This window comes from Streptomyces sp. NBC_00443 (assembly GCF_036014175.1).
In the GTDB taxonomy this organism is placed as follows: Bacteria; Actinomycetota; Actinomycetes; order Streptomycetales; family Streptomycetaceae; genus Streptomyces.
Map to the genome: position 1 here is coordinate 1,749,885 of NZ_CP107917.1, position 25,899 is coordinate 1,775,783.

Annotated in this window: 19 protein-coding genes and 2 pseudogenes; 12 read left to right on the forward strand and 9 right to left on the reverse strand. The window is 70.7% G+C overall.

What is annotated here, in order from left to right; translation table 11 throughout:
- Positions 1 to 60 precede the first annotated feature (60 nt).
- Positions 61 to 966 carry a helix-turn-helix transcriptional regulator gene (locus OHO27_RS07925; protein WP_328421672.1) on the reverse strand — a complete coding sequence of 302 codons (906 nt, stop codon included), beginning with the start codon at positions 964 to 966 and terminating at the stop codon, positions 61 to 63.
- Positions 967 to 1,101: 135 nt separating this feature from the next.
- Here OHO27_RS07925 and OHO27_RS07930 point away from each other — a divergent pair, with 135 nt between their 5' ends.
- From OHO27_RS07930 to OHO27_RS07940, 3 genes are all read left to right on the forward strand, one after another.
- On the forward strand, positions 1,102 to 2,343 hold the full coding sequence (locus OHO27_RS07930) for an MFS transporter (RefSeq protein WP_328421674.1): 1,242 nt from the start codon (positions 1,102 to 1,104) through the stop codon (positions 2,341 to 2,343).
- A 195-nt stretch (positions 2,344 to 2,538) separates the two neighbouring features.
- Positions 2,539 to 3,582, forward strand: coding sequence for a zinc-dependent alcohol dehydrogenase family protein (locus OHO27_RS07935; RefSeq protein ID WP_328421676.1), 1,044 nt, complete (start codon positions 2,539 to 2,541; stop codon positions 3,580 to 3,582).
- A 393-nt stretch (positions 3,583 to 3,975) separates the two neighbouring features.
- Positions 3,976 to 5,100: an alpha/beta hydrolase gene (locus OHO27_RS07940; protein ID WP_328421678.1), complete on the forward strand. Its 1,125-nt coding sequence runs from the start codon at positions 3,976 to 3,978 to the stop codon at positions 5,098 to 5,100.
- A gap of 335 nt (positions 5,101 to 5,435) precedes the next feature.
- Here OHO27_RS07940 and OHO27_RS07945 read toward each other — a convergent pair whose 3' ends face one another.
- The 5 genes from OHO27_RS07945 to OHO27_RS07965 form a co-directional block, all read right to left on the reverse strand.
- Positions 5,436 to 5,576: a hypothetical protein gene (locus OHO27_RS07945; protein ID WP_328421680.1), complete on the reverse strand. Its 141-nt coding sequence runs from the start codon at positions 5,574 to 5,576 to the stop codon at positions 5,436 to 5,438.
- Positions 5,577 to 5,709: 133 nt separating this feature from the next.
- On the reverse strand, positions 5,710 to 5,931 hold the full coding sequence (locus OHO27_RS07950; protein ID WP_328421682.1) for a helix-turn-helix domain-containing protein: 222 nt from the start codon (positions 5,929 to 5,931) through the stop codon (positions 5,710 to 5,712).
- A complete protein-coding gene (locus tag OHO27_RS07955; protein ID WP_328421684.1) occupies positions 5,931 to 6,422 on the reverse strand; it encodes a DUF2975 domain-containing protein in 492 nt (163 codons plus the stop codon). The genes OHO27_RS07950 and OHO27_RS07955 overlap by 1 nt, the downstream gene beginning before the upstream one ends.
- A 231-nt stretch (positions 6,423 to 6,653) precedes the next feature.
- Complete coding sequence (locus tag OHO27_RS07960) at positions 6,654 to 7,031, reverse strand: PhzF family phenazine biosynthesis protein (RefSeq protein ID WP_328421686.1); 378 nt, start codon at positions 7,029 to 7,031, stop codon at positions 6,654 to 6,656.
- Between the two features lie 301 nt (positions 7,032 to 7,332).
- Positions 7,333 to 7,881, reverse strand: a complete 549-nt coding sequence (locus tag OHO27_RS07965) for a DUF1062 domain-containing protein (RefSeq protein ID WP_328421688.1) — start codon at positions 7,879 to 7,881, stop codon at positions 7,333 to 7,335.
- Positions 7,882 to 8,198: 317 nt separating this feature from the next.
- Here OHO27_RS07965 and OHO27_RS07970 point away from each other — a divergent pair, with 317 nt between their 5' ends.
- Both OHO27_RS07970 and OHO27_RS07975 read left to right on the forward strand, forming a co-directional pair.
- Complete coding sequence (locus OHO27_RS07970; protein WP_328430377.1) at positions 8,199 to 8,669, forward strand: flavodoxin family protein; 471 nt, start codon at positions 8,199 to 8,201, stop codon at positions 8,667 to 8,669.
- A gap of 213 nt (positions 8,670 to 8,882) precedes the next feature.
- Positions 8,883 to 10,223 carry a hypothetical protein gene (locus OHO27_RS07975; protein WP_328421690.1) on the forward strand — a complete coding sequence of 447 codons (1,341 nt, stop codon included), beginning with the start codon at positions 8,883 to 8,885 and terminating at the stop codon, positions 10,221 to 10,223.
- 99 nt (positions 10,224 to 10,322) lie between these two features.
- On the opposite strand, the gene OHO27_RS07980 is transcribed toward OHO27_RS07975, so the two are convergent.
- The gene (locus OHO27_RS07980) at positions 10,323 to 12,797 is read right to left on the reverse strand and encodes a SpoIIE family protein phosphatase (protein WP_328421692.1); all 2,475 of its coding nucleotides are present in this window, start codon (positions 12,795 to 12,797) and stop codon (positions 10,323 to 10,325) included.
- 256 nt (positions 12,798 to 13,053) lie between these two features.
- Here OHO27_RS07980 and OHO27_RS07985 point away from each other — a divergent pair, with 256 nt between their 5' ends.
- From OHO27_RS07985 to OHO27_RS08000, 4 genes are all read left to right on the forward strand, one after another.
- Positions 13,054 to 15,120 (forward strand): SpoIIE family protein phosphatase, encoded by a 2,067-nt coding sequence (locus tag OHO27_RS07985; protein ID WP_328421694.1) that lies wholly within the window; start codon positions 13,054 to 13,056, stop codon positions 15,118 to 15,120.
- 74 nt (positions 15,121 to 15,194) lie between these two features.
- Complete coding sequence (locus OHO27_RS07990; protein ID WP_328421696.1) at positions 15,195 to 15,974, forward strand: IclR family transcriptional regulator; 780 nt, start codon at positions 15,195 to 15,197, stop codon at positions 15,972 to 15,974.
- A 106-nt stretch (positions 15,975 to 16,080) separates the two neighbouring features.
- Positions 16,081 to 17,217 carry a PP2C family protein-serine/threonine phosphatase gene (locus OHO27_RS07995; protein ID WP_328421698.1) on the forward strand — a complete coding sequence of 379 codons (1,137 nt, stop codon included), beginning with the start codon at positions 16,081 to 16,083 and terminating at the stop codon, positions 17,215 to 17,217.
- A gap of 136 nt (positions 17,218 to 17,353) precedes the next feature.
- Positions 17,354 to 20,059, forward strand: coding sequence for a SpoIIE family protein phosphatase (locus OHO27_RS08000; RefSeq protein WP_328421700.1), 2,706 nt, complete (start codon positions 17,354 to 17,356; stop codon positions 20,057 to 20,059).
- A 72-nt stretch (positions 20,060 to 20,131) separates the two neighbouring features.
- Here OHO27_RS08000 and OHO27_RS08005 read toward each other — a convergent pair.
- Positions 20,132 to 20,880 (reverse strand): annotated as a pseudogene (locus tag OHO27_RS08005) (MurR/RpiR family transcriptional regulator); the annotation flags it as partial.
- Between the two features lie 44 nt (positions 20,881 to 20,924).
- On the opposite strand from OHO27_RS08005, the gene OHO27_RS08010 reads away from it, so the two are divergent.
- Together OHO27_RS08010 and OHO27_RS08015 are read left to right on the forward strand one after the other, a co-directional pair.
- A complete protein-coding gene (locus tag OHO27_RS08010) occupies positions 20,925 to 21,164 on the forward strand; it encodes an oligopeptide/dipeptide ABC transporter ATP-binding protein (protein ID WP_443059522.1) in 240 nt (79 codons plus the stop codon).
- A 56-nt stretch (positions 21,165 to 21,220) separates the two neighbouring features.
- Positions 21,221 to 22,076, forward strand: a pseudogene (locus OHO27_RS08015) (ABC transporter ATP-binding protein).
- Between the two features lie 31 nt (positions 22,077 to 22,107).
- On the opposite strand, the gene OHO27_RS08020 reads toward OHO27_RS08015, so the two are convergent.
- A complete protein-coding gene (locus OHO27_RS08020) occupies positions 22,108 to 24,111 on the reverse strand; it encodes a flavin monoamine oxidase family protein (protein WP_328421701.1) in 2,004 nt (667 codons plus the stop codon).
- A gap of 238 nt (positions 24,112 to 24,349) precedes the next feature.
- Between OHO27_RS08020 and OHO27_RS08025 the strand changes: the two genes are divergently transcribed.
- Complete coding sequence (locus OHO27_RS08025; RefSeq protein WP_328421702.1) at positions 24,350 to 25,849, forward strand: family 43 glycosylhydrolase; 1,500 nt, start codon at positions 24,350 to 24,352, stop codon at positions 25,847 to 25,849.
- Positions 25,850 to 25,899 lie beyond the last annotated feature (50 nt).

A 25,899-nucleotide genomic window follows, 5' to 3' on the forward strand; every position in this document is an offset into this window, starting at 1 on the left:
GTCCGGGCGCCGAAGCCTGCGAGGGCTCAGCGGCTTGCAACCACTGTCTGAGCAGGCTGCTCAGCGCAGCTGGTCGGTGGCCTCGCTCGCCCCGGCGGGGGTGGCTGCCAGGCTGGCGAGGAGTTTGAGGCGCTCTTCGGACGTGCTGCCCGGTTCGGCGGTGTAGAGGCTCAGGTCGTGCACAGCTCGCTGCGACACGGGCAGGTCCAGAGACTGGTAGGTCAGCTCGAGGAGGCCGACCTCGGGGTGCTGCAGCCGCTTGATGCCCTCGTGGCGGATACGGACGTCATGCGCGGCCCACATGGTGCGGAAGTCGGCGCTGACGGTGGACAGTTCGCCGATCAGCTCGCGCAGGGCCCGATCATGCGGTTCACGCCCGGCCTCGGCACGCAGCAACGCAACGGTGGCGGCGGCACCGGCCTCCCAATCGACGAAGAAGTCCTGTGAGCCGGTATCGAGGAAGTGGTAGCGGGCGAAGTTGGCGCGGCCGCGCTTGTCGATGGTGGGGCTCTCGAACATCGGCGCGTGCAAGGCCCTGCCGAGCGCGTTGTGGGCGATGACGTCCAAGCGGCCGTTGCGTACGAAGGCAGCGGACATCGTGATGGAGTCGAGCAGCCACTGGATGCGGGGCGGGGCCTCGACGTCCCTGCGGCGGGACGGCGTGCGCCGGGCGGGCCTGGCGGCGCGGGCCAGGTCGAACAGGTAGGTGCGTTCGTCCTCGTCCAGCTGCAGGGCTTGGGCGACCGCGGCAAGGACGTCTTCGGAGACGCCATTGATGTGACCCTTCTCCAGGCGGGTGTACCACTCGGTGCTCACGCCCGCGAGCACGGCGACTTCCTCACGCCGCAGCCCCGGGACCCGGCGCCGGGCGCTGGTGGGCAGCCCGGCCTGCTCAGGGGTGATCTTGGCGCGTCGGCTGGCGAGAAAGTCCCGGATCTCCGTCCGGTGGCCACTGTGGTCGTCCATGCGTTCCACCGTAGCCACCGGGCCGCGCGGAGGGAGGTCGAGCTTGTACCCCCTATAAACGCAACCTTCTCCACCTGCGACGAAGCCGGTTTCGTGGGATCAGCACACCGAACACCACCCCCACGGAGTTGATGCATGAGTACGCGAGGAGCAACCCTCCACGCCGCCGCCGAGACCGTACGGGCTGATAATCCCCAGCCTCCGTCCGTCCGGCTGCCGCTCGTCGTCTACGTGCTCGCGCTGGGCACATTCCTGATGGGCACCACCGAATTCGTCGTGGCCGGACTGCTGCCCGAGATCGCGGGCGACCTGCAGGTCGGCGTCGCCCGGACCGGCCTTATGATCACCGTCTTCGCGGTCGGGATGATCGTCGGCGCCCCGCTGATGGCGATGCTCACGCTGCGGCTGCCCAAGCGGCTGACACTGATGCTCGCCCTGGGCGTCTTTGCCACCGGGCACGTCATCGTCGCCCTCAGCTCGAATTTCACCCTGGTCCTGGCCGCACGGTTCCTGACCGCGATCGCCACCGGCGCCTTCTGGGCAGTGGCCAATGTGGCCGCCGCACGCGCCGCGGGCCCTGCCGCGAGTTCCCGCGCCCTGGGGCTAGTCGGGGCCGGCGCCATGCTCGCGAACGTCGTCGGCGTGCCGCTGGGCGCGTTCGCCGGACAGCTCATGGGCTGGCGCGGACCCTTCTGGGCCCTCGCAGCTCTCTCCGCAGCGGCCATCGCGCTCATCGCCCGCGCTGTCCCCCACGACGGCGGCGACCAGCAGGCGGTGTCGATCCGCTCGGAGCTGACCGCTCTGCGCTCCGGCCGCCTGTGGCTGGTGCTGGCGGCCTGCGCCACCACGACCGGTGGTGTCCTGGCGGCGTACTCCTACATCTCGCCGCTGCTGACCGACCGGTCGGGCATCGCGTCCGGGATGGTGCCGCTGGTCCTGGTCGGCTTCGGACTCGGCGCCCTGGCCGGCTCGCTCGTCGGAGGCCGTCTGGGCGACCGCCGCCCGCACACGGTGACCGTCGTGGCCGCCGCGGGAGCGACCCTCCTGCTCCTGGCGATCTCCCTGCTGGCCGGCTACGCCGTGCCCACCATCATCCTGGTCGCCCTGCTGGGCTTCTTCGGGCTCGGCGCCAACCCGGTGCTGATGGCCCTGGCCGTCCGCTTCGCGCGCCAGGCACCGGTCCTGGCCTCCGCCCTGACCGTCTCGGCATTCAACCTCGGAACCGCCATCGGCTCCTGGATCGCCGGCCTCACCCTCGATACCTCGCTCGGGACCACCGGTCCCGCCATGGTAGGCACCGCCACCGCCGCCCTCACCCTCATCCCCACCATCACCATCGCCCTCACCCGGCGACGCCGCTCCGCAGCAGCCGTCTAGGCCACTGCGCAGGCCGACGCCGCACAGGACACAGAAGCCCAAATATCCGTTTATGCAGCGAAATTCTGTCAGAGCGGTGAGGGTGGTAGCGACCGCCCGCCCCTGCTGACAGCACTCGCAGCACGCACCCTCTCCACCGCCGACTGACCCCACACCACGCCCATTACGCACTACCTGGAAAATGGAGCATCACTAATGCGCGCAACACTCCTGTACGGCGCCGGCGACGTCCGCGTCGAGAACGTCCCCGACTCCGTCATCAAGCTGCCCACCGACGCCCTGGTCCGCATCACCGCGTCCTGTGTCTGCGGCAGCGACCTGTGGCCGTACGGCTCACACAAGCCGGAAGACGGTCCCGCCCGGATGGGCCACGAGTTCATCGGCATCGTCGAGGACACCGGCTCCGAGGTGACCACCGTCAAGCGCGGCGATCTGGTCGTCGCCCCATTCGCGATCTCCGACAACACCTGCGAGTTCTGCCGCGAAGGCCTGCAGACATCCTGCGCCCACGCCCAGGCCAACTTCTGGGACGGCGAAGCCGAGGAGGGCGGCCAGGCCGAAGCGGTCCGCGTTCCCCTCGCCGACGGCACCCTCGTCAAGCTCCCCGTCGCCGCCGACTCCGCCCTCATCCCGTCCCTGCTGACCCTCTCGGACGTCCTCGGCACCGGCCACCACGCCGCCGTGGCCGGCGGGGTCAACCAGCGCACCCGCGTGACCGTGATCGGTGACGGCGCCGTCGGCCTGCTGGGCGTGCTGTCGGCCAAGCGCCTGGGCGCCGAGCAGATCATCCTGATGGGCCGCCACCAGGCGCGCACCGACCTCGGCCGCGAGTTCGGCGCCACCGATGTCGTCTCCGCACGTGGCGACGAAGGCATCGCTCAGGTGCGGGAGTTGACCGGGGGGCACGGCACACACGTGGTCCTGGAGTGCGTCGGCAACATGCCCGCCTACCAGCAGGCCACTGGGATCGTCCGACCGGGCGGCGTCATCAGCCGCGTCGGCGTCCCGCAGTACGAGGAGGCACCGATCGGCTTCGGCAGCCTGTTCCTCCACAACATCCGCCTGGCCGGCGGACCGGCTCCGGTGCGCGCCTACATCGAGGAACTGATGCCCGACATCCTCGACGGCACCATCGAGCCCGGCAAGGTCTTCGACGCCACCACGAACCTCGACGGCGTCCCGGCCGGATACCGGGACATGGCCGACCGCAAGAGCCTCAAGGTCCTGGTCAAGCCCTGACCCGGCGCACGAGGGGAGGAGACGCGGGCTCCTACGCTGTCCGCGTCTCCTCCTCTCCTGTTCGGGTCATCGCTGCGACCTGCACGGTTCTTCTGTGGCGACGCGGTCCCGCCTCCTGCTGTGCCCCCCCTGCCCGGTCACCGGAGCCAGGCTGCATGACCAACGTCTCTGCAAAATCAGGGGATTGACACGGCGCGGGTGTCCGGGAGGTGTCGGTGTGCGATGCCTTCCACGCTACGACGCACACCCCGCGGGGTGGGGGTCGAGCTTGTACCCCCATAAACCCGACCTGCCACGCCTGGCGCAGAAGCGGTCTCCTGGAATCGCGCCTCGGTCACGACACCACCGACCGTTGCGCCTTTCCCTCCACCGATCGAATATGAGGTCCACTCCATGGAACGTCGCAAAGCGCTCGGACTGATCGCCGCCACCGGCGCCGCCACCGCCGCCTCCTTCACGGCTGTGCCCTCCTTCGCGGAGACCGGCCGCGGCGCGGGCGCCACGGGACAGGGCAGGGCCACGGCCAAGGGCGGCTACACCTTCGCGCTGGACAAGAACGTCAAGCGGACCTCGGTGCGGTTCAAGAACCGCTACGGCATCAAGGTCGCCGCGGACCTCTACGTGCCGAAGAACGCCAGGGGCAAGCTGCCCGCCCTTACGGTCAGCGGCCCGTTCGGCGCGGTCAAGGAACAGTCCTCGGGGCTCTACGCCAACGAGTTCGCCCGCCGCGGCTATGTGGCCCTCGCCTTCGACCCCTCCTTCACCGGGGAGAGCGGCGGCACGGTGCGCGACGTGGCCTCGCCCGACGTCTACACCGAGGACTTCAGCGCCGCCGTCGACTTCCTCGGTCTGCAGAAGATCGTCGACCGCGAGCGGATCGGCGTGCAGGGCATCTGCGGCCTGAGCGGTATGGCGCTCACCGCGGCGGCTGCGGACAGCCGTATCAAGGCGGTCGCCACGTCCGTGATGTACGACATGTCGCGCAGCATGTCCCGCGGCCACCAGGACTACTACACGCGTGAGCAGCGCCAGAAGATCGTGGACCACCTCAGTCGGCAGCGCTGGAACGACGCCGAGAACGGCACCTACGCGCGTGGGTCCCACGAGATCCCCTTCGACAAGAACGGGAACCCCGCCCCCTCGAACCGCGTCCTGCCCAAGACCCTCCCGGCGGACGCCGACCCGATCACGAAGATCTTCTTCGACTACTACCGCACCGAGCGCGGCTACCACCCGCGCTCGATCAACTCCACCACCGCGTGGACCGCGACCACGCCGATGTCGTTCTTCGCCTTCCAGCAGATGACGAACATCGACATGCTGGCGCCCCGCAAGGCCCTCCTGGTGGCCGGTGCCGAAGCGCATTCCCTCTACTACTCCAAGGACGTCCAGGCGATGGCCCCCGACACCGTCGACCTCGTGATCGTCCCGGGCGCGGACCATGTCGACCTGTACGACCGCAAGGACCTCATCCCCTTCGACAGGCTCGACGAGTTCTTCACCAAGAACCTCGCCTGACCGGAAGTGCCCCTGACAGGCCGGTACCGCCACCGGCCTGTCGGGGAGCCCGCACGGCGGAAACGGGGCTCGTGCTCATCGCGACGACGCCACCACACATACGGCAGCGCCACCTCGACTGCGGGGTACTCCATGAAGTACTGGGCCAGGGCCGCCGCGACCGACGGAGGCATGTCGACGACGCGGGTTTTGCCCACCTTGGGGAGAGTGAAGTACAGACGCCCGTTGAGGAGTTGTACCTGCCGACGGATGCGCATGACCCCGCGGGCGAAGTCGACGTCCTCCTGTGACAGCCTTCGACGGCTCCTGTCACGCCGAGGAACGCGGGGGGCCCGCTACCTCCACTCGGGCGCCTGGACCTCGCCGAGAGAGCCCTCACCGCCGCCCTCGGACAGGACCTCCTCGCCTCCGGCCAGTCCTTCCGGCGCCGCGGCGCCGTCCTGACCGACCTCGCCTCCATCGGCGCAATGCGCCACGACCCCGCCCAGATCCTCACCTACGGTCGCGAGGCACTGCACCTCGCCCGGGAAACCTCCCCTGGCTATGGCGGCCGTAGACTCCAGAGGTTGCAGAGCGACCTCGGCCCCTTCACGCCCGCCCTGGGACGCGTCATCCGCCCGCGGTGTCCTCGGCCTCCCAGCGCAGCAGGTCGCCCGGCTGGCACTTGAGCACCTCGCAGAGCGCGGCGAGTGTCGCGAAGCGCACCGCCTTGGCGCGGCCGTTCTTGAGTACCGCCAGGTTGGCCGGAGTGATCCCTACGCGGTCCGCGAGCTCGCCCACGGACATCTTCCGCCTGGCCAGCATCACGTCGATGTCGACGGCGATCGGCATCAGATCACCTCGTCCAACTCGGCCTGCATTTGCGCCGCTTCGCCATCGCGCGCGACAGCCTGGGCGAGCAGCATCCGCAGCACGAGCACGATGAGCGCGACCCCCAGGATGGCCACGCCGACCCCGCCCATGATGACGGTGACGCCCGGGTCCTCCCGCTGGCCCGGCGCGTTGACGGCTGTGACCGCGAACCACACGAGGGCAGCCGCCACGATCGCGCCGATCACGCCGTCCACGTACCGGAAGGCGGCGTGGGAGAAGACGGTTCCGCGTCGCACCATCGTCACCAGCCGCCATACGCAGACCAGGGCGACCTGGACCGACACCATGCCCAGGATCGTGATCACGCGCAGCGGGGTCAGTGGGAGCGACCCGTCCTCCGGATCGCTCCCACTGACCAGCGTCCACACCATCAATGCCTGTACGAACACGGTGCCGGCGAGCACCACCACGAGCACGGCGCGCAGCGCACCCACGGTCAGCTTTCCCATGAACCCGTCCCTCCATCGATTCGCGATGGGAATCTATCGAAATTCGATAGGCGAAGCAAGGGCTGGGGCGGAGGTGGGCGGCGGGTTGCCCGGGGCGAACGTACGCATCTCGCAGGCGTACCCGGACCCTTCGGGGTAGGCGCCGATCGCGCCGACCATTGCGTCCGGGATCAGGGAGAGATCGGGTTCCAGGGCAAGTACCTCCTCGGCCGTCGCCAACCGGACCACCGCTCAGCCGGGACCGTTGTCGACCCACTGGTGGGCCACGACCCGGTCACGCGCGATGCCGAACGCGGCCACGATCCGGTTCACGAAGTCGTCGTCGAGCGCGCCGTCACGCACCCGGGGCGGGGCGGCAAAGGACAGAGTGTCTTCGCCGCGGCGCACGGTGACCATGCCCGCGGCGCACTCCTGCACGACACGGTCGGCGTGCCGCGGCCTACCGCCGCCGTCCAGCCAGGCGCGCGCGGAGCCGAGGGTGGGGTGCCCGGCGAACGGCAGCTCGCCGCCCGGGGTGAAGATCCGCAGCCGGTAGTCCGCCTCCTGGGATGTCGGTGGCAGTACGAACGTGGTCTCGGACAGATTGGTCCAACGGGCCAGCCGCTGCATCTCGTCGTCGCGCAGGTCCGTCCCGTCCAGAACGACTGCGACCGGGTTTGCCGGAGTAAGGGCTCGTGGAGAACACGTCGACCTGGACGAACGAGCGTGTGCGCGGTCATCGAGTACCTCTCGGAGCGGCTGCAGCGGATTCCGTACGTCCCACCCGTCGGCGGAAGCAGACCCAATCCCAGCGGGCACTCGCAGGGCCAGGACAGGGCCAGTCATGACCGAGTGGACTGATCGAACCGCGGGGAGTGTCCCTCAGGGCCTGTCCGGCGGGTCTTGCCGGACAGGCCCTGGTCCGCAGGGCTCAGCGCTTGAGCGTGAAGGTGAAGTCGCCGGAGAGCTTGCCGCTCAGCCGGACTGCCGAAACGATCTTCCCCTCCGCGATCAGTCTCTCGACCTCGGCCCGTGAAAGACCGCAGCCTTCAGCGATCAGTCGCACCGGCCGGACGGGGATGCGCGCCGCGAAGCGGACCGACACGTCGATCACCTCACGGTCCAGGTGATCCGATCCGCCGGTGTCGAGGCGCCAGGCGTTGTCCCAGTCGAGGGCGATGCGATTACGGCGCTGCACGACCGGGTCCTGCAGCAACTCGGCCGCCAGGCCGGGGTCGTTGTCATGCAGCCGGTCCAGCAGCTCAGGTCGTACGGAGCGCACGTGCATCCGCTCCAGGACCGTGAGTTTCGCGGTCTCCCCGCAAACGGTGCAGAGCACGAGGAGCCAGACGTCGAGGAGCTTGTGGTGTGCGTTGACGCGAAACTTGCCGTTCGCCCGGAAGCGCTCGGACGCGCACGTGTGGCAACGGCGGAGAACGAGCGGCAGGCAGGTGGGCATGACCACCCAGCTATTGAGCACAGAAGTACACCGGTTTCAGTGAGAAGTCCGCAGCAAAAAGGAGCACGGCGCATATGCGCGACGTGCGACAAATCAGCTCTCGGGAGGTCTCACACGGTGTACAACGGCACGTCCTTGCCTGGGCGACATCGATTCGGCAGCACGGTATTGGCGCACGACAGCCCCGCGCCACTGGTTTTCGAGCGCCTCAACAGCGGGCCCCACACGCACGCGGTCACCGTCGCACTGATGATGACGCTGCGTCACATTCGGCTGCTGTCACGTCTGAGCGCCTCTGCGCGGTCCTCACTGCGGAAGCGAGAGAAGGGATCGTGAGGATGAAGACCCTCATCGTGTGCGCGTCCGTGTCGCACGGGAATACGCGTCGTGTCGCCGACCGCATGGCCGAGGTACTCGGCGCGGAGGTCGTCGCGCCCGAGCAGGCCGACCTTGCGGAGCCGACCGGGGCCGACCTCGTGGGATTCGGCTCAGGCGTCTTCTACGGCAGGCTCCACCCCCGGCTGACGGAGTTTGTCAAGGCACTCCCCGCAGGGCGGGGCCGGGCGTTCGTGTTCGCCACCAGCGGGCTCCCCGAGATTCCACCGGCGCCCTTCACCCGCCCCCTCGTCCAGCTCCTCAAGGGCAAGGGCTACGAGGTGGACGGGAGCTTCTCGTGCCGGGCTTTCGACACCTGGACGCCGTTCAAGCTCGTCGGGGGCATCAACAAGCAGCGGCCCAACGCCGGGGACCTGGCCGCCGCGCGGGCGTTCGCCGAGAGGTTGCGGGACGGGCGAGGGGTGGTGTCCTGACACCGGGTCGCGGTCGCTGCCCCTTCGCTGGGCAGGGCCCCGCTGAGCCTCGCCGGACTCCGGGCCAACTGGCCCCCGGGTGCTACACCATCCGGTGGCTTATGACCGTCACGGCGTTATTCATATCACCGTATTTCCTATTCATTCCACTGTCCGGCTCTTGGTGCTGACCAACCGTCACGAGGCCCTGAACCAAGTCGAGGAGAGTGGAAGATGACGACATCGCCGAAATGGCGATCTGTTCTGGCGCCCGCCGCCATGGCTGCCGCGCTTGCCGCAGCCGCACTGGCGAGCACGGGCACCGCCCACGCCCAGGACGACACCACCCCGCACCCGCCGTACCCCGCCAAGCCGGCTCACCCGGCACACGGCGCCAAGCCGGCGTATCCGGTGCACCCGGAGAAGCCCGCCTATCCGGTGCACCCGGTCAAGCCCGAGTACCCGGTCCACCCGGTCAAGCCCGAGTACCCGGTCAAGCCGGTGAAGCCGGAGTACCCGGCCAAGCCCGTCCACCCGGTCAAGCCCGAGTACCCGGTCAAGCCGGTGAAGCCTGAATATCCGGCCAAGCCCGTCCACCCGGTCAAACCGGAATACCCCGCGAAGCCCGTGTACCCGGCGAAGCCGGTCAAGCCCGACTACCCGGTGAAGCCCGCCTACCCGGTGAAGCCGGTCAAGCCGGAATACCCGGTGCACCCCGTCAAGCCGGCTTACCCGGACAAGCCGGTGAAGCCCGACTACCCGGCCAAGCCCGCGTACCCCGCCAAGCCCGTAAAGCCGGAATACCCCGCCAAGCCCGCCTACCCGGCCAAGCCGGAGTACCCGGCGAAGCCGGTCAAGCCCGACTACCCCAGCAAGCCTGCGTACCCCGCAAAACCGGTCAAGCCCGACTACCCGGCCAAGCCCGCGTACCCCGCAAAACCGGTCAAGCCCGACTACCCCGCCAAGCCCGTAAAGCCGGAATACCCCGCCAAGCCCGCCTACCCGGCCAAGCCGGAGTACCCGGCGAAGCCGGTCAAGCCCGACTACCCGGCCAAGCCCGCGTACCCCGCAAAACCTGTGAAGCCGGAGTACCCGGCCAAGCCCGCCTACCCCGCCAAGCCGGTCAAGCCCGACTACCCCGCCAAGCCTGCCTACCCGGCCAAGCCCGCTCACCCCGTCAAGCCGGTCAAACCCGACTACCCGGTGAAGCCTGCCTACCCGGCCAAGCCGGTGAAGCCCGCCCACCCCGTCAAGCCTGCTTACCCCGTAAAGCCCGCTCACCCGGTGAAGCCGGTCAAGCCGGACTACCCCAGCAAGCCCGCTCACCCGGTGAAGCCCGTCAAGCCCGACTACCCGAGCAAGCCCGCTCACCCGGTGAAGCCCGTCAAGCCCGACTACCCGAGCAAGCCCGCTCACCCGGTGAAGCCCGTCAAGCCCGACTACCCCAAGCACCCCGACAAGCCCGTCAAGCCCGACTACCCCAAGCACCCCGACAAGCCCGTCAAGCCGGACCACTCCAAGCACCCCGACAAGCCCAAGCACTCCGGCCACGAGAAGGAGCAGCACGGGTGGTGATGGCGGAGACGCGGAACTGATCCTGGTCCCCTAGGGGATTCGCACGTCGGTTGAAGTGCCGGGCCCGGGTAGTCGGGCCCGGCACACCGCTGTCGGCGGTCAGGGGATTTCTTGTTCGGCCCAGATGATCTTTCCGCCGGCGGTGTAGCGGGCGCCCCAGCGGTGGGCGAGTTGGGCCACCAGGAACAGGCCGCGGCCGCCCTCGTCCATGCTGCGGGCGTGTCGCAGTCGTGGGGCGGTGCTGCTGCCGTCGGCGACCTCGCAGGTCAGGCGGGTGTCGCAGAGGAGGCGTAGACGGATGGGGGGTTCGGCGTAGCGGATGGCGTTGGTGACCAGCTCGCTCACGATCAGCTCGGTCGTCATGGCCAGTTCCGCGAGGCCCCAGAAGTCCGTCACGTGGCGGGTCGCCCGGGCCCGGATGTCGGCGACGGCGGCCGGGTCGACGGGCACGTCCCACGAGACGATCTGCTCGGCGTCCAGGGCGTGGGTGCGCGCGAGGAGGAGGGCGATGTCGTCGGGCTGCGGCGCGGGCACGAGTTCCCGCACCGCGGACGAGCACAGCGTGTCGAGGTCGAGGTCCCGCCGGGACAGCAGGTCGCCGAGCCGGGACATGCCGCGTTCCACATCGCGGTCGGCGTCCGCGACGAGGCCGTCGGTGTAGAGGCCGAGCAGGCTGTTCTCGGCGAGTTCGATCTCGCCGGCCTCGAAGGCCATTCCGCCCAGCCCGAGCGGGGGCCCGGCAGGGGGTTCCGGGTAGGAGACCTGCCCGTCGGGCGCGATGACGACCGGCGGCGGATGTCCGGCCCGGGCCATCGTGCAGCATCGGGTGACCGGGTCGTACACGGCGTACAGGCAGGTCGCGCCGAGGAAGCCGGTCGTGCTTTGGTCGGCCGTCCCGGCCGTGTCGCCCTCGGGCCGCTCCTCGCTGAGACGCAGCACGAGGTCGTCGAGGTGGGCGAGCAGTTCGTCGGGCGGCATCTCCATGTCGGCGAGGGTCTGTACGGCGGTGCGCAGCCGGCCCATGGTCGCCGCCGCCGTGATGCCGTGGCCGACGACATCGCCGACGACGAGGCCTACGCGCGCCCCGGACAGCGGGATCACGTCGAACCAGTCGCCGCCGACCCCGCCGCTCGGGTCGGCCGGCAGATACGAGGAGGCCACCTCCAGTGCCGTACCGCCCGTCAGTGCCTGGGGCAGCAGGCTGCGTTGCAGGGTGACCGCGGCTGTGTGTTCGCGGGTGTAGCGGCGGGCGTTGTCGACGCACAGGGCCGCTCGGGCCACCAGTTCCTGGGCGACGAGGACGTCGTCGGGCTGGAACGAGACGGGATTGCGTGACCGTATGAAGGTGGTGAGGCCCAGGGTGGTGTTCCGTGCCCGCATCGGCGCGGAGATGAGGGAGTGCAGGCCGAACTCGCGGATGCTGGCCGCTCGCGCGGGCTGCTCTGAGGTCCACAGTTCGTCGGAGGGGTCGAGAACTGGGATGAGGATCGGCCCTCCGTCGATGAGCAGATGGGCGTCGTGCGGCGGCGGGACGAAGTCCACCCGCTCCCCCACCCGCGCCACGGCCTCCGGGCAGCCCTCGCGCACCGAGCTCATACCGGCCCGGCGCATCACCGGCTTGGCGGGGGCCGGGCCCGCGTCGGTCAGCCACGTTCCGTGCCCCTCGGTGCTGAGCACCGGCTCCAGCAGGTCCACGACGACGAAGTCAGCGAAGCGCGGGACGGCGAAGTCGGCCAGTTCCTGAGCGGTCCACAGCACGTCCAGCGTCGTACCGATGCGTGTTCCGGCCTCGCTGACCAGCGACAGCAGCTGGCGGGCGTTCCACCGCTCGGTGACGTCCAGAACCATGTAACAGACGCCGGTGATCGAGTCGTCGGGGTCCACGAGGGGGAAGAAGGAGGTGGAGTAGGCGTGCTGGCGGTGCGGGTCGGCCCAACTCCATCCCACGTACTCGTAGTCGGTGACGGGCAGGCCGGTTTCCAGGACCTTGCGCATCCGGCCCTCGATGGTCTCCGCCTGCAGCCCCGGCAGCAGTTCGCTCAGCCGGCGGCCGAGGCGCTGCTCGCGAGGGACACCGCCGAAGCGTTCCAGGGTGTCGTTGAGCCAGACGTAGCGCAGCTCGGTGTCCATCACGGCCATGCCGACCGGTGAGCGGGTCAGGAATCCGTCGAGCATGGACTGGCCCACCGCCCGCTGCCGGCGCAGTTCCCGAGCCGAGATCAGAAAGCACTCGTCCGCTGCGATGCGGAAGGACGCGGAGACCCGCAGGTCCACGTCGACGCGGTGGCCGTCATGGTGCCGTAGCGGAATGCGACCGTTCCATCCCATGCCGGCCCGGCAGCGCTCGGCGACGCCGGCCGCGCGGACCGGGTCACTCGGTACCGCGAGCAGCCGTGTGGCGGGGGAACCGACGATCTCCGTGGCGGGGTGGCCGAGGAGTTCCTCCGCGGCCCGGGTCCAGCCGAGCACGACACCGTGCCCGGACACCACCGCCGCCGCGTCTGTGGACGCGTCGAAGAGGGCGCTCGGTCCTCCGGACGTGGGCGCCTCCGGTTCGTCTCGCGCAGCATCCATGGGTCCTCACGCAGCGTCCATGGGTCCCGTCCTCTACACGACCATGTTCCTGCTTGTCCGTCCGATGTGCACGGGCCGACGGCCCCGGCCCCGTTCCGCGGACGTGCGGGCCGGCACGGGCCACTCCTCGCGGCGGCCTCCCACCGGGCAGGGCAGGTGGGCCGGAGAGAGCATGGAGGTGCCGGACGCCTCGATCCGTGGTACCCGACCGTGGCCGAGGTCGGCAGCCGTGCCGGCCGGTGAAGGAGGAGCTGGGATGACAGCTGGATCCTTCGAGTCCGCGGGCGGTGGGTACGCGCCGGAGCCGCCCCGGCCGACCGGCCTGCTCGATGTGCTGAGCGTGGCCGCGGTGGTCGTCGACGCCGACGGGCGCGTGGTGTTCTGGACCCCGCAGGCCGAGGAGCTCTTCGGCTACACCGCCGACGAGGCCCTCGGCACGCATGCGACGCGCCTGTTCATCCACCCCGATCAGCTGCCGGCCGTGGTGCAGCTGTTCACAGAGGTGCTGGAGACGGGCCGGAGCTGGGCCGGCACCTTCCCCGTGCGGCACAAGGACGGCAGCACCCGGCTGACGGAGTTCCGCAACATGCGGCTGCTGGACGATCTCGGTGACGTCTACGCCCTGGGCATCGCGGCCGACCACTCCCTGCTCCAGCGCGTCGAGACGGATCTGGCGCTGTGCGAGCGGCTGATCAACCAGTCCCCGATCGGGATCGCGCTGCTGGACCCGGACCTGCGCTATCTGCTGGTCAACCCGGGACTGGAGCGCATCGACGCCACCCCGGCGGAGGACCACGTCGGCCGGCGGCTGCGGGAGACCCTGCCGCTGCCCGACATCGACACGATCGAGTCCTGTCTGCGCCAGGTGCTCACCACGGGCACGCCGCTGCTGGACCAGTACCACGTGGGCCGCCCGCCGGCGGACCCGGAGAACGAGCACGCCTGGTCGCTGTCCTTCTATCGGCTGGAGGACCCGGGCGGGCGGGTCCTGGGCGCGGCCATCTCGTTCGTCGACGTCACCGAGCGGCACCGCGCGGCAGCCGAGGCCGACCGGGCCCGGCGGCGCCTGGCCCTGATCGCCGACGCCTCCACCCGGGTCGGCACGACCCTGGAGGTGGACCGGACCGCCCACGAGCTGGCGGAGGTCGCCGCTCCCGAGCTGGCGGACGTGGTCGCCGTGGACATCCTGGACGCCGCGCTGGCCTGTCGGCGCAACCGCAAGCCGGACAACGGCCCGGAGCTGTTCCGCGCGCTCGCGCTGAAGGCGACCTACCCGAGCGTGGCGCTGCGCGCCGCCGATTCTCCCGGTGACCTCGCCGCGTACGACGGCGACCGGCTGGTCACCCTGTGCGTGCACACCGGCCGGCCGATCCTCGTACGCCATGTCGGCGAGCAGGATCTCCCGCGTATCGCCAAGGACGCCGAGGCCACCGCGCTGCTGGCGCGGGCGGGCGTCCACTCCTATCTGGCCGTGCCGTTGATCGCGCACGGCGAGGTGCTCGGCGCACTCGATCTCAAGCGCACCCGCAATCCGCTGCCGTTCGACCAGGACGACGTCGTCCTGGCCAGTGAGCTGGCCGGCCGGGCCGCCGTGGCCATCGACAACGCCCGCTGGTTCCAGAGCGTGCGCAACACCTCCCTGACCCTCCAGCGCAGCCTGCTGCCCGACCATGCCCCGCACCACACGGGTCTGGAGCTCGCCTCCCGCTACCAGCCCGCCCAGGCCACCAGCGAGGTCGGCGGTGACTGGTACGACGTCATCCCGCTGGAGGACGACAAGACCGCGCTGGTCGTCGGCGACGTCATGGGCAACGGCATCGACGCCGCCGCCACCATGGGCCGGCTGCGTACCGCCACCTGCGCCTACGCCGACCTCGACCTCGAGCCCGGCTCCGTGCTCCAGCACCTGGACAAGATCACCTGCGATCTGGAGCACTACATCGTCACCTGCCTGTACGCGGTGTACGACCCGCGCACCGGGCAGTGCCACATCGCCAACGCCGGGCACATGCCACCCGCGCTGGCCCGCCCCGGCCGCGCACCGGAGCTGCTCGAACTGCCGGCCGGCGCCCCCCTCGGCGTCGGCGGCATCCCGTTCGAGACCACCACGGTCGAGCTGGGCCCCGGCGACCTGCTGGTCCTCTACACCGACGGCCTCGTCGAGACCCGGCTCCACCCCATCGACGACCGCCTGAACGTCCTCCTCGGCTTCCTCGACGAACCCCGCAGGCCGCTGGAGGAGACCTGCGACCTTCTGCTGTACGGCCTGCGCCACCCCGACGACCACGACGACGTTGCTCTTCTCGTGGCGCGGGTGCTGTAGGCCGAGCCGGTTCGCTCCCGTTCCGGGGACGATCCCGCCTTGCCCGCAGCGTGCGCCCGGCGCAGGCTGTTCCTATGGGTGCTCAGGACGGCCCTACGCTCATCGGCTCCGTACAGCGCGCCTTCCGCCTGCTGGAGGCGATGAGCGCGCACGAGAACGGCGCGCCGGCCAAGCAGCTGGCACGGGAGACGGGCCTGCCCCTGGCCACGGCGTATCACCTGCTGCGGACGCTGGTCCACGACGGATACGTGCGCAAGCTCGACGACGGCGGGTTCATCCTGGGCGACAAGATCGGCACCCTGCACACTTCGGGCCGGGCGCAGGCCCTGCTCAGCCGGATACGCCCGACGCTCGCCGCGCTGCGGGACGAGCTGTCGACCGCCGCGTACCTCACCTTCTACGAGGAGGGCGAGATCCGGGTCGCCGAGATCGTGGACGGCCCTCGCGCTCCCCGGGTCGATCTGTGGGTGGGGTTCGAGGACGCGGGGCACGCCACGGCGCTGGGCAAGTCCGTGCTGCGTGAGCTGGACGAGGAGTCACGCAAGGACTACCTGTCCCGGCACCGGCTCGCGGACCTCACGCCCAGTACCATCACCGACCCTCCGGAGCTCATCCGGCGGCTCGACTCCGAGCCCCTGGCCCCGGCGGTCACGGACATGGAGGAGTACGCCCTCGGCACGGTCTGCGTCGCGGTGCCCGTCTACAGCGGGGGCACCCTCGGCTCGCTCGGTGTGTCGCTGCGGGCCGACCGGCGCACCCGGCTGGAGGAGACGCGGGCCCGTCTGGAGGACGTCCGAGCGCGCCTGCTCCCGACCGCGAGCCGCGTGACCCGAGGCCTCTCGCTCACTATCTGAAATCCATGTCCTTGTCCCATCCGGGGTCAAAGGGTTTTCCTGAATAAACCGGACATAACCGCCGGAAGCATGACCCGCGAGCACAGGTGAGGACACCCCACAAGACATGAGCCAGGCCCCGCACCACGGTCGTTACCACTGGCCGAGGCGACTGGTCGCCGCTACGCCCGTACTGCCCATACTGATCGTCTCCGCGATCGTGCTCGTCGAACTCGTCTGCGGATCGGGGATGACCTGGCTGCCGCTTCTCGCCGTGGGCCCCGCGCTCGCGGCCACCACCAACGGGCCGCGCGGAGTCCTGTGGGTGGGACTTCTCGCCGCCGCCCTGGGCGCGATCCTCGGCGTCCGTGACGACGCCGGAGCCCGCGAGCTGGCCGTCGTGCTGGCCGCCCTGATGGCCGTCACCCTGGCCGGGAGCCTCGCCAGCGCGCTGCGCGGGCGGCGTGAGCGGGTGCTCGCCGCCGTGCGGTCCGTCGCGGAGGCCGCCCAGCACGCGCTGCTGCAGCCCGTACCGGCGACGGTCGGGCCGTTCCAGGTCGCCGTCCGCTACAGCGCCGCCGCGGCGGAGGCCCGGATCGGCGGCGACCTCTACGCGCTCGTGTCGACGCCGTACGGGGTCCGGATGATCGTCGGCGACGTGCGCGGCAAGGGGCTGCCCGCGGTGGGGACCGCGGCTCTGGTGCTCGGGGTGTTCCGCGAGGCCGCGTACGACGAGCCCGATCTCCTCGCCGTCGTCGCACGCATCGAGCGGAGCCTGGCGCGCAACCTGGGCAGTGACGACTTCGTCACCGCCGTGGTCGCCGGGTACCCCCGGGACGGGCAGCTGGAGGTGGTCAACTGCGGTCACGCGCCGCCGCTGCTGGTGCGCGACTCCGTCGTCGTGCCGGTCGACCCGGAACGTCCGGCCCCGCCCCTCGGGCTGCGCACCCTGTCGGGTGAGACGCCAGCACTGCAGGTGCTGCCCTTCGCCGACGGGGACCAGCTGCTGCTCTACACCGACGGCGTCACCGAGGCCCGCGACCACCAGCGGGAGTTCTACCCGCTCGCCGACGGGCTGGCGCGGCACACGTGCGAGGAACCGGCACACACCGTCACCGCCCTTCACGACGAGCTGCTCGACCATGTGGGCGGCCGGCTTCACGACGACGCGGCACTGCTGCTGCTGCGCATGCCGGCCCCGGCCGTCACCCCCACCGACCGCGAGCTGCCCGACGCCGGACGCGTCGGTTCCTGCTCCCCGTAGCACGAAGGGGCGCGTCGAGCCGCGCGACCGACCACAACGGCGCCGCACCCGAAGACAGCACAGACTGGCACCCCCTTCCGGCCCTCCCCGCGGAGCGAACCGTGCCCGCCCCGTCCAACGGTGTTAGAAATGAGGCATGGCCGCAGTCATCGGCCGCCTGCGGTCGCTGGTGAGCGCGCATACCGTCGCCCGGCAGGTCTTCGTTCTGCAGGCGGCGATCGTCGTGCTCCTCGTCGCCGCCGCCGTGGTGGCGCTGGTGCTGCAGGTCCGCTCCGACACCCGCCGGGAGGCCGGCAACCGGTCCCTCGCCGTGGCCGAGTCCTTCGCGAACGCGCCGGGTGTCGTGGACGCCCTGGCGGATCCGGATCCGAGTGCCGCGCTCCAGCCACGTGCCGAGGCAGCCCGCGAGGCGACCGGCGTGGACTTCATCGTCGTGATGAGCACGGACGGGATCCGCTACACCCACCCCAACCCCGACCGGATCGGCCGGCACTTCGTCGGCACCATCGCACCGGCCGCGGCGGGCGGGGTCGTACGGGAGACGTACACCGGCACCCTGGGGCCGTCCGTCCGGGCCGTGGTCCCCGTGACCGACGGCAACGACAAGGTCGTCGGGCTGGTGTCCGCCGGAGTGACGCTGGCCAGCGTGGGCGGGGTCGTCGACGACCAGCTGCCGGTGCTGCTCGGCTCGGCGGCGGCCGCGCTGATCCTTGCCACCGGCGGCACCGCGCTGGTCAGCCGGCGGCTGATGCGCCAGACGCACGGGCTGGGGCCCGCCGAGATGACGCGGATGTACGAGCATCACGACGCCGTCCTGCACTCCGTACGGGAGGGCGTCGTGATCATGGACGGCCGCCGGCGGCTGGCGCTGGCGAACGACGAGGCGCGCAGGTTGCTCGGGCTGCCGGCGGACGCGGAGGGGCGGCCCTGCCCCGACCTGGGCATCGCCCGCGACCTGGCCGGGCTGTTCGCCTCCGGGCGGGACGCCACGGATGAGGTGCACCTGGCCCGGGGCCGGCTGCTGGCCGTCAGCCAGCGGTCGACCGACCAGGACGGCGGTCCCCCGGGCAGTGTGGCCACCCTGCGGGACACCACCGAGCTGCGGACGCTGACCGGCAGGGCGGACGTGGCGCAGGAGCGGTTGAAGCTGCTGTACGACGCAGGTCTGGAGATCGGCACCAGCCTCGATGTCACCCGTACCTCACAGGAGCTGGCCGACTTCGCGGTGCCGCGGTTCGCGGACTTCGTCAGCGTCGACCTTGCGGATCCGGTGCTGCGGGGCGAGGAGCCGAAGGAGGGGCGCGCGGACATGCGCAGGGTCGCCTTCCGGGGCGTACGGGACGGCAGCCCGCTCTATCCGATCGGCAAGCTGATCCACTTCCACGAGGGCACGCCGCAGGCCTTCGGATTCGGTACGGGCGATTCCGTGCTGGAGCCGGACATGCCCGCCTTCTCCGGCTGGCAGGTGCAGGATCCCGAGAACGCCCGCCGCATCGTGGGATTCGGCATCCACACGATGCTCACGGTCCCGCTGCGCGCCCGCGGCGTGATCATGGGGATGGCCACCTTCTGGCGCGCCGACCGGCCCGAGCCCTTCGAGCGGGATGACGTGTCCCTCGCGGAGGAGCTGGTGGCGCGCGCCGCCGTCAGCATCGACAACGCCCGCCGCTACACCCGCGAGCACACCCTGTCGGTCACGCTCCAGCGCAGCCTGCTGCCCCGGGCGCTGCCCGACCAGAGCGCCCTGGATGTCGCCTACCACTATCTGCCCGCGCACGCGGCGCAGGGCGGGGTCGGCGGAGACTGGTTCGACGTGATCCCGCTGCCGGGGGCGAGGGTGGCGCTGGTCGTCGGGGACGTCGTGGGACACGGACTGCACGCGGCGGCCACGATGGGACGGCTCCGCACGGCGGTGCACAACTTCTCCACCCTGGACCTGCCGCCCGACGAACTCCTCGGCCATCTGGACGAGTTGGTCGCCCGGATCGACCAGGACGAGAACGACGGCGACAACGAGGGCGCGCCGGTCACCGGGGCGACCTGCCTGTACGCCGTGTACGACCCGTCCACCGGGCTGTGCACCCTCGCCCGCGCCGGCCACCTCGAACCCGCGCTCGTCCACCCCGACGGCGACGTCGAGTTCCCGGCCATCGCCGGCGGGCCCCCGCTGGGTCTGAGCGGCAGCCTGCCCTTCGAGACGACCGAGCTGCGGCTGCCCGAGGGCAGCGGGCTGGTCCTGTACACGGACGGGCTGGTCGAGCGCCCGGGGCAGGACATCGACGAGGGCCTGGAGCGGCTGCGCGGGGCACTCGCGGCGACGCCGCCGACGGACGGCCGGACGCCGGAGGAGACGTGCAAGGCCGTACTGGAGACCCTGCTGCCGGAACGTCCGCGCGACGACATCGCCCTCGTCGTCGCCCGGACACGGCTCCTCAGCCCCGATCGCACGGCGACCTGGGACGTCCCGGACGACCCCTCCGCCGTGGCCCGGGTCCGGGCGGCGGCCACCCGGACGCTGGACGACTGGGGTCTGTCGGCGGAGGCGTTCACGACCGAGCTGATCCTCAGTGAGCTGGTCACCAACTCGCTGCGCCATGCCACCGGCCCCATCCGCGTCCGCCTGATCCGCGACCGCGCCCTGATCTGCGAGGTCTCCGACGGCAGCAGCACCGCCCCCCACCTGCGCAGCGCGGCCGCGACGGACGAGGGCGGCCGGGGACTGTTCCTGGTGGCGCAGTTCGCCGAGCGCTGGGGCACCCGGTACTCGGCGGCGGGCAAGGTGATCTGGACGGAACAGCCCCTGGCGGCTCCGAGGGCCGGGGCCGCTCCGGCCGAGTCGTAAGGACTGTTACTGCCGAGTCGTGAGGACTGTTACTGCCGATACGGCCGTAACACCGGGCACGGCGCAGTCGGCTCAGGTCCTGCGCGGGCGCGGCTCCTTCTGCGCCAGCAACTGCTCCCGCAGTGCCGTCAGCTGGTGGGAGTGCTCGACCGCCCGGGTCTCGTCCAGGGTGGTCAGGGCGAGGACGAGGCGTCGGCGACGACGAGGCCGGTCAGGGCCTCGTTGGTGTTGCCGGTCGGGGTGTGGGGGGCGGTGAGGACGGCGTCGACGCGGTCCTCGAAGACCTCCCCGAGCTCGTCGGTGACGAAGACGACCCTGGCGCCGACCGCGCGCGCCCGCTCGACGACGACGTTCAGTTCCGCGAGGCGGCGCCCCGGCTGGAAGACGACCACGGCATCGCCCTGCCCGAGGGTGAGCAGCGGGTCCGCGAGGGCGAAGCCGGTCTCGCCGACGAAACGGGACCGGCGCCCGATCCGGCCGAGGGACAACGCCAGGTGCCGGGCGGCGAGTTCGCACGCGGCGACGCCGTAACAGAACACCTCACGCGCCTCCGCGAGCACCTCGACCGCCCGCTTCAGCGCGTCGGCGCCGGTCAGCCGCCGGCACTGGTCGATGCGTTCCTGCGTCTCCTCGAAGACGTCGTTCCAGATGCCCTCCAGGTCCTGCCCCACGTGCGCGATGCGCTGCTGGAGCCGCACTTCGGGGGCGAGCGCGGAGGTGAAGTCGGCGGCGAGTTCCCGCTTGAGCGCGGGCAGGCCGGCGTATCCGAGGCGCTGCAGGGCGCGTACGACGGTGGCGTTGCTGGTGCCGCCTGTCCGACCCCGAGCGGCACTTTCGCCAACGGCCCCACGAAATGTCCGGCGGAATGCTGCAACGCGTGGTCATCGCCGGCGCCCTCGCCGCCGAGCCCCGGCTGCTGCAGCCGATCCCCGGCCGGCCCCCGTCCCTGTCCCACGCGTTCACGGGCTGCCCCTTCGCGACGCGCTGCGAGCACGCCGAGCCGGAGTGCACCACCTGGCTCCCGGAGCCGGTCGCGGTCCCGGGCGGCGGCACCGCCGCGTGCCGGAGGCTCACCGACCTGTCCGAGGAGCCCACCGAACCGTGACTCGCCACCGTCCCGTCGTCCCTGATCACGTCGTCCCTGGCCAAGAGGAGCCCAGCATGACCGCGACCGAAAACCGCGCGCAGGCACCCCTGTTGGTGGCCGACGGCCTGACCAAGACCTACCGTCTGCCCGGCGGCGACCGCCTCACCGCCGCCGACCAGGTCTCCTTCACCGTCCCGCGCGGCGGTTCGCTCGGTGTGGTCGGTGAGTCCGGGTCGGGCAAGAGCACCGTCGCGCGGATGCTGGTCAGCCTGGTGCGGCCGGACGCCGGCACGGTCGCCGTGGAGGGCCGGGACCGTGCCGTGCGCCCGCCGTCCCTGAGCAGGAGCCGGGCGGCGCACCGACTCGCCCGTGCCCGCGAGATCCAGATGGTCTTCCAGGACCCGTACGTCTCCCTCGATCCTCGCCTCACCGCCCGCCAGTGCCTGCGCACCGCCCTGCGTCTGCACGGCCGCGATGCCGACGACCGGCGGATCGCCGCCCTCCTGGACCAGGTGGGCCTCGGCGCCCGGGAGGCGGGAGCGCGTCCGCACGAGTTGTCCGGCGGTCAGTGCCACCGCCTGGCCATCGCACGGGCCCTCGCCGTCGAACCGCGCGTTCTCGTCCTGGACGAGGCGGTCGCCGCGCTGGACGTGTCGATACAGGCGCAGATCCTCCAGCTCCTCGGCGAGATCCGGCGGGACACGGGGGTGACCCTGGTGTTCGTCAGCCATGATCTGGCCGTTCGTCCGGCACATCACCGACGAGACGGTGGTGATGCGGCGCGGCAGGGTGGTCGAGCAGGGCCCGACGGACCGGGTCCTCGGTGCGCCCGAGGACCCGTACACCCGCCTCCTGCTGGCCTCCGTACCGCGCCGGGGCCGGGATCCGGCCGACGCGGTACGGGCCAGGGCCCAGGCGGATGCCGCGTGACCCCAAGGGGTCCGCGCGGCCCGTCGGGGTCTCAGTCCGCGTGTGCCTCCAAGGCGGCCCGGACCCCGGATTCGAGGGCGCCCTCGATCCACGACGGCTTCACCGAGGTGTGGTCCCCGGCGAAGTGGAGCGGCCCCTCGGCGGTGCGGATGGCTTCCAGCAACTCCGTGTGCTGGCCGGGCAGCAGCACGGACGCCTCGCCGTACGCGTACGGGTCGCGCAGCCAGCTCTGGGTGCGCCCGGCGCCGGTGTAGAAGACCTCGACGCGCTGGCCGTAGACCTGTTGCAGGCCCCGCAGCGCGTGCGGGTAACGGGCGTCCTCGTCGAGGGAGTCCCAGCGGGAGGCGTCGTCGGCCCAGCTGTAGGAGGCGAGGACGACGCCGCCCTTGCTGCCCTCGATCGGGTGGGACGGGTTGATCATGAAGCGGTTGGAGTTGTCGGAGACCGAGCCGCCGCCGATGATGTGCGCGGCCTCGGGCTGGTCACGGGAAGCCCAGCGGTTGGCGGCGTAGTGGGCGCGCTGGGCGTCGCTGATGTGGCCGTCCGGGACGGAGGGGTGGGCGCCGAGGAGGCTGCCGTCGGCCGGGGCCTTGCCCTTGCGGTAGTCGTCGTAGAGGCCGGGCCGTACGGCGTCGAGCTCGCGCTTCCAGTCGGCCTCGGTGAACTCCCACCAGCGCAGGTTGAATTCGAGCAGTACCTTGGTCGCGCTGTCGTAGTGCAGCTCGGCGACCGCACGCCGCTTCTTGTACGACATCAGCGGGCTGACCTGCACCTGCCGGAGCCCCGAGAACGGCACGGTGACGATCGCGAGGTCGCCGGTGAACTCCTCGCGCACCACCTTGCCGTCGCGTCCCTCGGAGACGGTGTCGATCCAGACGTGCGGGCCCCCCGCGTGGACCTGGGAGGTGTCGTCGGCGCCGGGCCGGTCCGGTGCCCAGTACTCGATGTGGGTCGCGCGCCGGTCCGGGCGCAGGACGTCGGCGACCTCTTCGAGCAGCGCGTCCGGAAGCGTCGCGGTGCCGCCGATCAGCTCCCAGAACTCGGTGTCGGGGCTGATCAGGGACTGGCTGATGAAGCTGTGGATGAAGGAGAGCGGCAGCCGTGAGGTGAGGTTCTCCAGCGTGCCGATCAGGTCGACGGTCCGCTCGTCGAAGCCCGCCTCCTCGGTGAGGAACCGGTACATCGACCAGTCGCCGTACTTCTGCACGACCCGCGCCCAGCCCTTGACCCGCTCCGGCATCGGCTTGTCGACGCGCTTGCCGTCCGGCCCGACCGTGCTGAACTCGTCGCGTACGGGGTCCAGGGCGCGGCGCAGGATGGTGCCGGACGGCGTGTCCCAGTACTCGCGCGGGACGCCGAAGGAACGGTTGATCCTGCGGGGTGACTTCGCGTACTCGGAGCGGCGCACGCGGACGCCGTTGACGTGCAGCCAGGCGTTGTTGACGGGCTTGCCCTCGCCGTCGACGTCGACGAGGTGGAACCGGCGGCGTTTCACGCCGAGTTGGTCGATCAGGGTCATCACCAGCGGGTGGCTGCCGGGGATGCGCATGGCGCCGGCCTCCGCGTACTGGGCCGGGTCGGCGAACGCCTGCGCCGCCTGCTCGTGGCCGCCCGTGCGGAACGTCTTGATGCGGCCGCCGACGCGGTTGCCGTTGGCCTCGACGAGCGTGACCCGGTGCCCGGCCCGCTTGAGCAGCCAGGCGGCGACGAGACCGGCAGGTCCGGCGCCGATGACGAGGATTCTCTTGGCTGTCTTCGTCTTCGCGCGCGGCAGCCCGGAGTCGAGGATCTTCCGGTATCCCGGGACGAGCGGCTCGTCGTGTTCGTCGACGACCAGCAGGGCGCGTGCGACGGCCAGGCAGGTGTCCCAGTCGGCGGTGGATCGCGGTCGCCCGGGGGCCTGTTGGGGAAGGGCGGGCGCGGCGGCGGCCGCGGTCGGGGTCAACGCGGCAAGAGCGGCCGTCGTGGTGGTTGCGGCCGTGAACTGCCGTCTGGAGAAAGAAGTTGAGCCGACGGGCAGGCGGTGATTGTCCATATGCACTGGATACGGGGGGAGTTGGGCGGCGGGTGGCGCATCGGTCGGTTCATCACCTGAACGGGCAAGCGCATCGCCGGCCGGCCGCGCCGATGGTGCGTCCGCACGCGGGTTTGTGCGGCGTGAATGACGAAACCGTTGACGCGGACATGGCCCACTTCTATCTTCTGACCCAATCGCGATCGGAATCACGAACTTCGTTCGAAATTACGAACAGGGACGGTCTCGTATGCCTCGGATGTCTCGCACGCCGCTCAGGAAACGCCGCAGATCATTCGTCCTGTGCGTGCTCGCCGCGCTGCTGGCCCTGGTGGCGACCACACAACCGGCGTCCGCGGCGGACGGCCGCCCGTACACGAACCCGCTGAAGTCGTCCAAGGGCGCCGACCCCTGGCTGCAGTACCACGACGGCAACTACTACCTGATCACCACGACGTTCACCGGCGTGCTCGGCATCCGCAAGTCGCCGACGCTCGCGGGTCTGGCCGGCGCGCCCGATGTGCAGGTGTGGTCGGACACCACGTCGACCCGCAACACCAACATCTGGGCGCCGGAGATGCACCTCTTCAACGGCCGCTGGTACGTGTACTACTCGGCCGGACAGGGCGGCGTGGCGTGCTGCGACTCGCAGCGCACGCATGTGCTGGAGAGCGCCGGTACGGACCCGATGGGCCCGTACACCTACAAGGGCTCGCTCACCGGCTCCAACCTGACGCCGGGCGGCTGGCTGATCGACGCGAGTGTGCTGCGGACCGACAACAAGCTGTACCTGGTCGGCAGCGGGTTCATCAACGGCAGTACGCAGAGCCTGGTCATCGCGCCGCTGAGCAATCCGTACACCCTGGCGAGCAACGCCTTCACGATCATCTCCAGCCCGACCCTGGACTGGGAGCGGTCCGGCGCGCCCGTCAACGAGGCCCCGGAACCGCTCTACCACAACGGCCGTACCTTCCTCACGTACTCGGCCAGCTACTGCAACACCGCCGACTACAAGCTCGGCCAACTGGAGCTGACCGGCTCGGATCCGCTGAACCCCGCCTCCTGGACCAAGAAGCAGACGCCGGTCTTCCAGCGCAATGACGCGAACGGCGCCTACGGCCCCGGCCACAACGGCTTCTTCACCTCGCCCGACGGCACCGAGAACTGGATCGTCTACCACGCCAACGCCACGGCCGGCGGCGGCTGCGGCAACGGACGCACCACCCGCGCCCAGGAGTTCACCTGGAACACCGACGGCACCCCGGACTTCGGCACCCCCGTCGCCCTCGGCACCACGCTGCCCGGCCCGTCCGGCGAGACGGCCGCGACACCGACGTCGTACACCCTCGTCAACCGCAGCAGCGGCAAGTGCCTGGACGTGAACGGCGGCAACACCGCCGACGGGACGAACATCTTCCAGTGGACGTGCACCGGCGGGACCAACCAGAAGTGGAAGGTCGAGGACCTCGGCGACGACACCAGCCGGCTGGTCAACGTCGCCACCGGCAAGGTCATGGACGTCGCCGACTGCTCCGCCTCCGACGGCGCGGACATCCGGCAGTGGTCCTGGCTGAACAACAAGTGCCAGCGCTACCGGCTCGTGTTCACGGCGAGCGGTGACCACGTCCGGATCGTCAACGAGTCCACCGGCAAGGTCGCCGACGTGGCCGACTGCTCCGCCGCGAACGGCGCGGACGTACGGCAGTGGACCTGGCTGAACAACACCTGCCAGCAGTGGCGCCTCGTCCCCACCACCTGATCACCCGCACTTCTGGAGAACTCCCTTGAGACGCATAGCCGTACGGCTGC

What these genes read in the sequence shown, in the direction of transcription:
- OHO27_RS07925 (WP_328421672.1), bottom strand. Translation starts at nt 966, where the DNA reads ATGGACGACCACAGTGGCCACCGGACGGAGATCCGGGACTTTCTCGCC.
- OHO27_RS07930 (WP_328421674.1), top strand. Translation starts at nt 1,102, where the DNA reads ATGAGTACGCGAGGAGCAACCCTCCACGCCGCCGCCGAGACCGTACGG.
- OHO27_RS07935 (WP_328421676.1), top strand. Translation starts at nt 2,539, where the DNA reads ATGCGCGCAACACTCCTGTACGGCGCCGGCGACGTCCGCGTCGAGAAC.
- OHO27_RS07940 (WP_328421678.1), top strand. Translation starts at nt 3,976, where the DNA reads ATGGAACGTCGCAAAGCGCTCGGACTGATCGCCGCCACCGGCGCCGCC.
- OHO27_RS07950 (WP_328421682.1), bottom strand. Translation starts at nt 5,931, where the DNA reads ATGCCGATCGCCGTCGACATCGACGTGATGCTGGCCAGGCGGAAGATG.
- OHO27_RS07955 (WP_328421684.1), bottom strand. Translation starts at nt 6,422, where the DNA reads ATGGGAAAGCTGACCGTGGGTGCGCTGCGCGCCGTGCTCGTGGTGGTG.
- OHO27_RS07960 (WP_328421686.1), bottom strand. Translation starts at nt 7,031, where the DNA reads ATGCAGCGGCTGGCCCGTTGGACCAATCTGTCCGAGACCACGTTCGTA.
- OHO27_RS07970 (WP_328430377.1), top strand. Translation starts at nt 8,199, where the DNA reads ATGAAGACCCTCATCGTGTGCGCGTCCGTGTCGCACGGGAATACGCGT.
- OHO27_RS07975 (WP_328421690.1), top strand. Translation starts at nt 8,883, where the DNA reads ATGACGACATCGCCGAAATGGCGATCTGTTCTGGCGCCCGCCGCCATG.
- OHO27_RS07980 (WP_328421692.1), bottom strand. Translation starts at nt 12,797, where the DNA reads ATGGATGCTGCGCGAGACGAACCGGAGGCGCCCACGTCCGGAGGACCG.
- OHO27_RS07985 (WP_328421694.1), top strand. Translation starts at nt 13,054, where the DNA reads ATGACAGCTGGATCCTTCGAGTCCGCGGGCGGTGGGTACGCGCCGGAG.
- OHO27_RS07990 (WP_328421696.1), top strand. Translation starts at nt 15,195, where the DNA reads ATGGGTGCTCAGGACGGCCCTACGCTCATCGGCTCCGTACAGCGCGCC.
- OHO27_RS07995 (WP_328421698.1), top strand. Translation starts at nt 16,081, where the DNA reads ATGAGCCAGGCCCCGCACCACGGTCGTTACCACTGGCCGAGGCGACTG.
- OHO27_RS08000 (WP_328421700.1), top strand. Translation starts at nt 17,354, where the DNA reads ATGGCCGCAGTCATCGGCCGCCTGCGGTCGCTGGTGAGCGCGCATACC.
- OHO27_RS08010 (WP_443059522.1), top strand. Translation starts at nt 20,925, where the DNA reads ATGCTGCAACGCGTGGTCATCGCCGGCGCCCTCGCCGCCGAGCCCCGG.
- OHO27_RS08020 (WP_328421701.1), bottom strand. Translation starts at nt 24,111, where the DNA reads ATGGACAATCACCGCCTGCCCGTCGGCTCAACTTCTTTCTCCAGACGG.
- OHO27_RS08025 (WP_328421702.1), top strand. Translation starts at nt 24,350, where the DNA reads ATGTCTCGCACGCCGCTCAGGAAACGCCGCAGATCATTCGTCCTGTGC.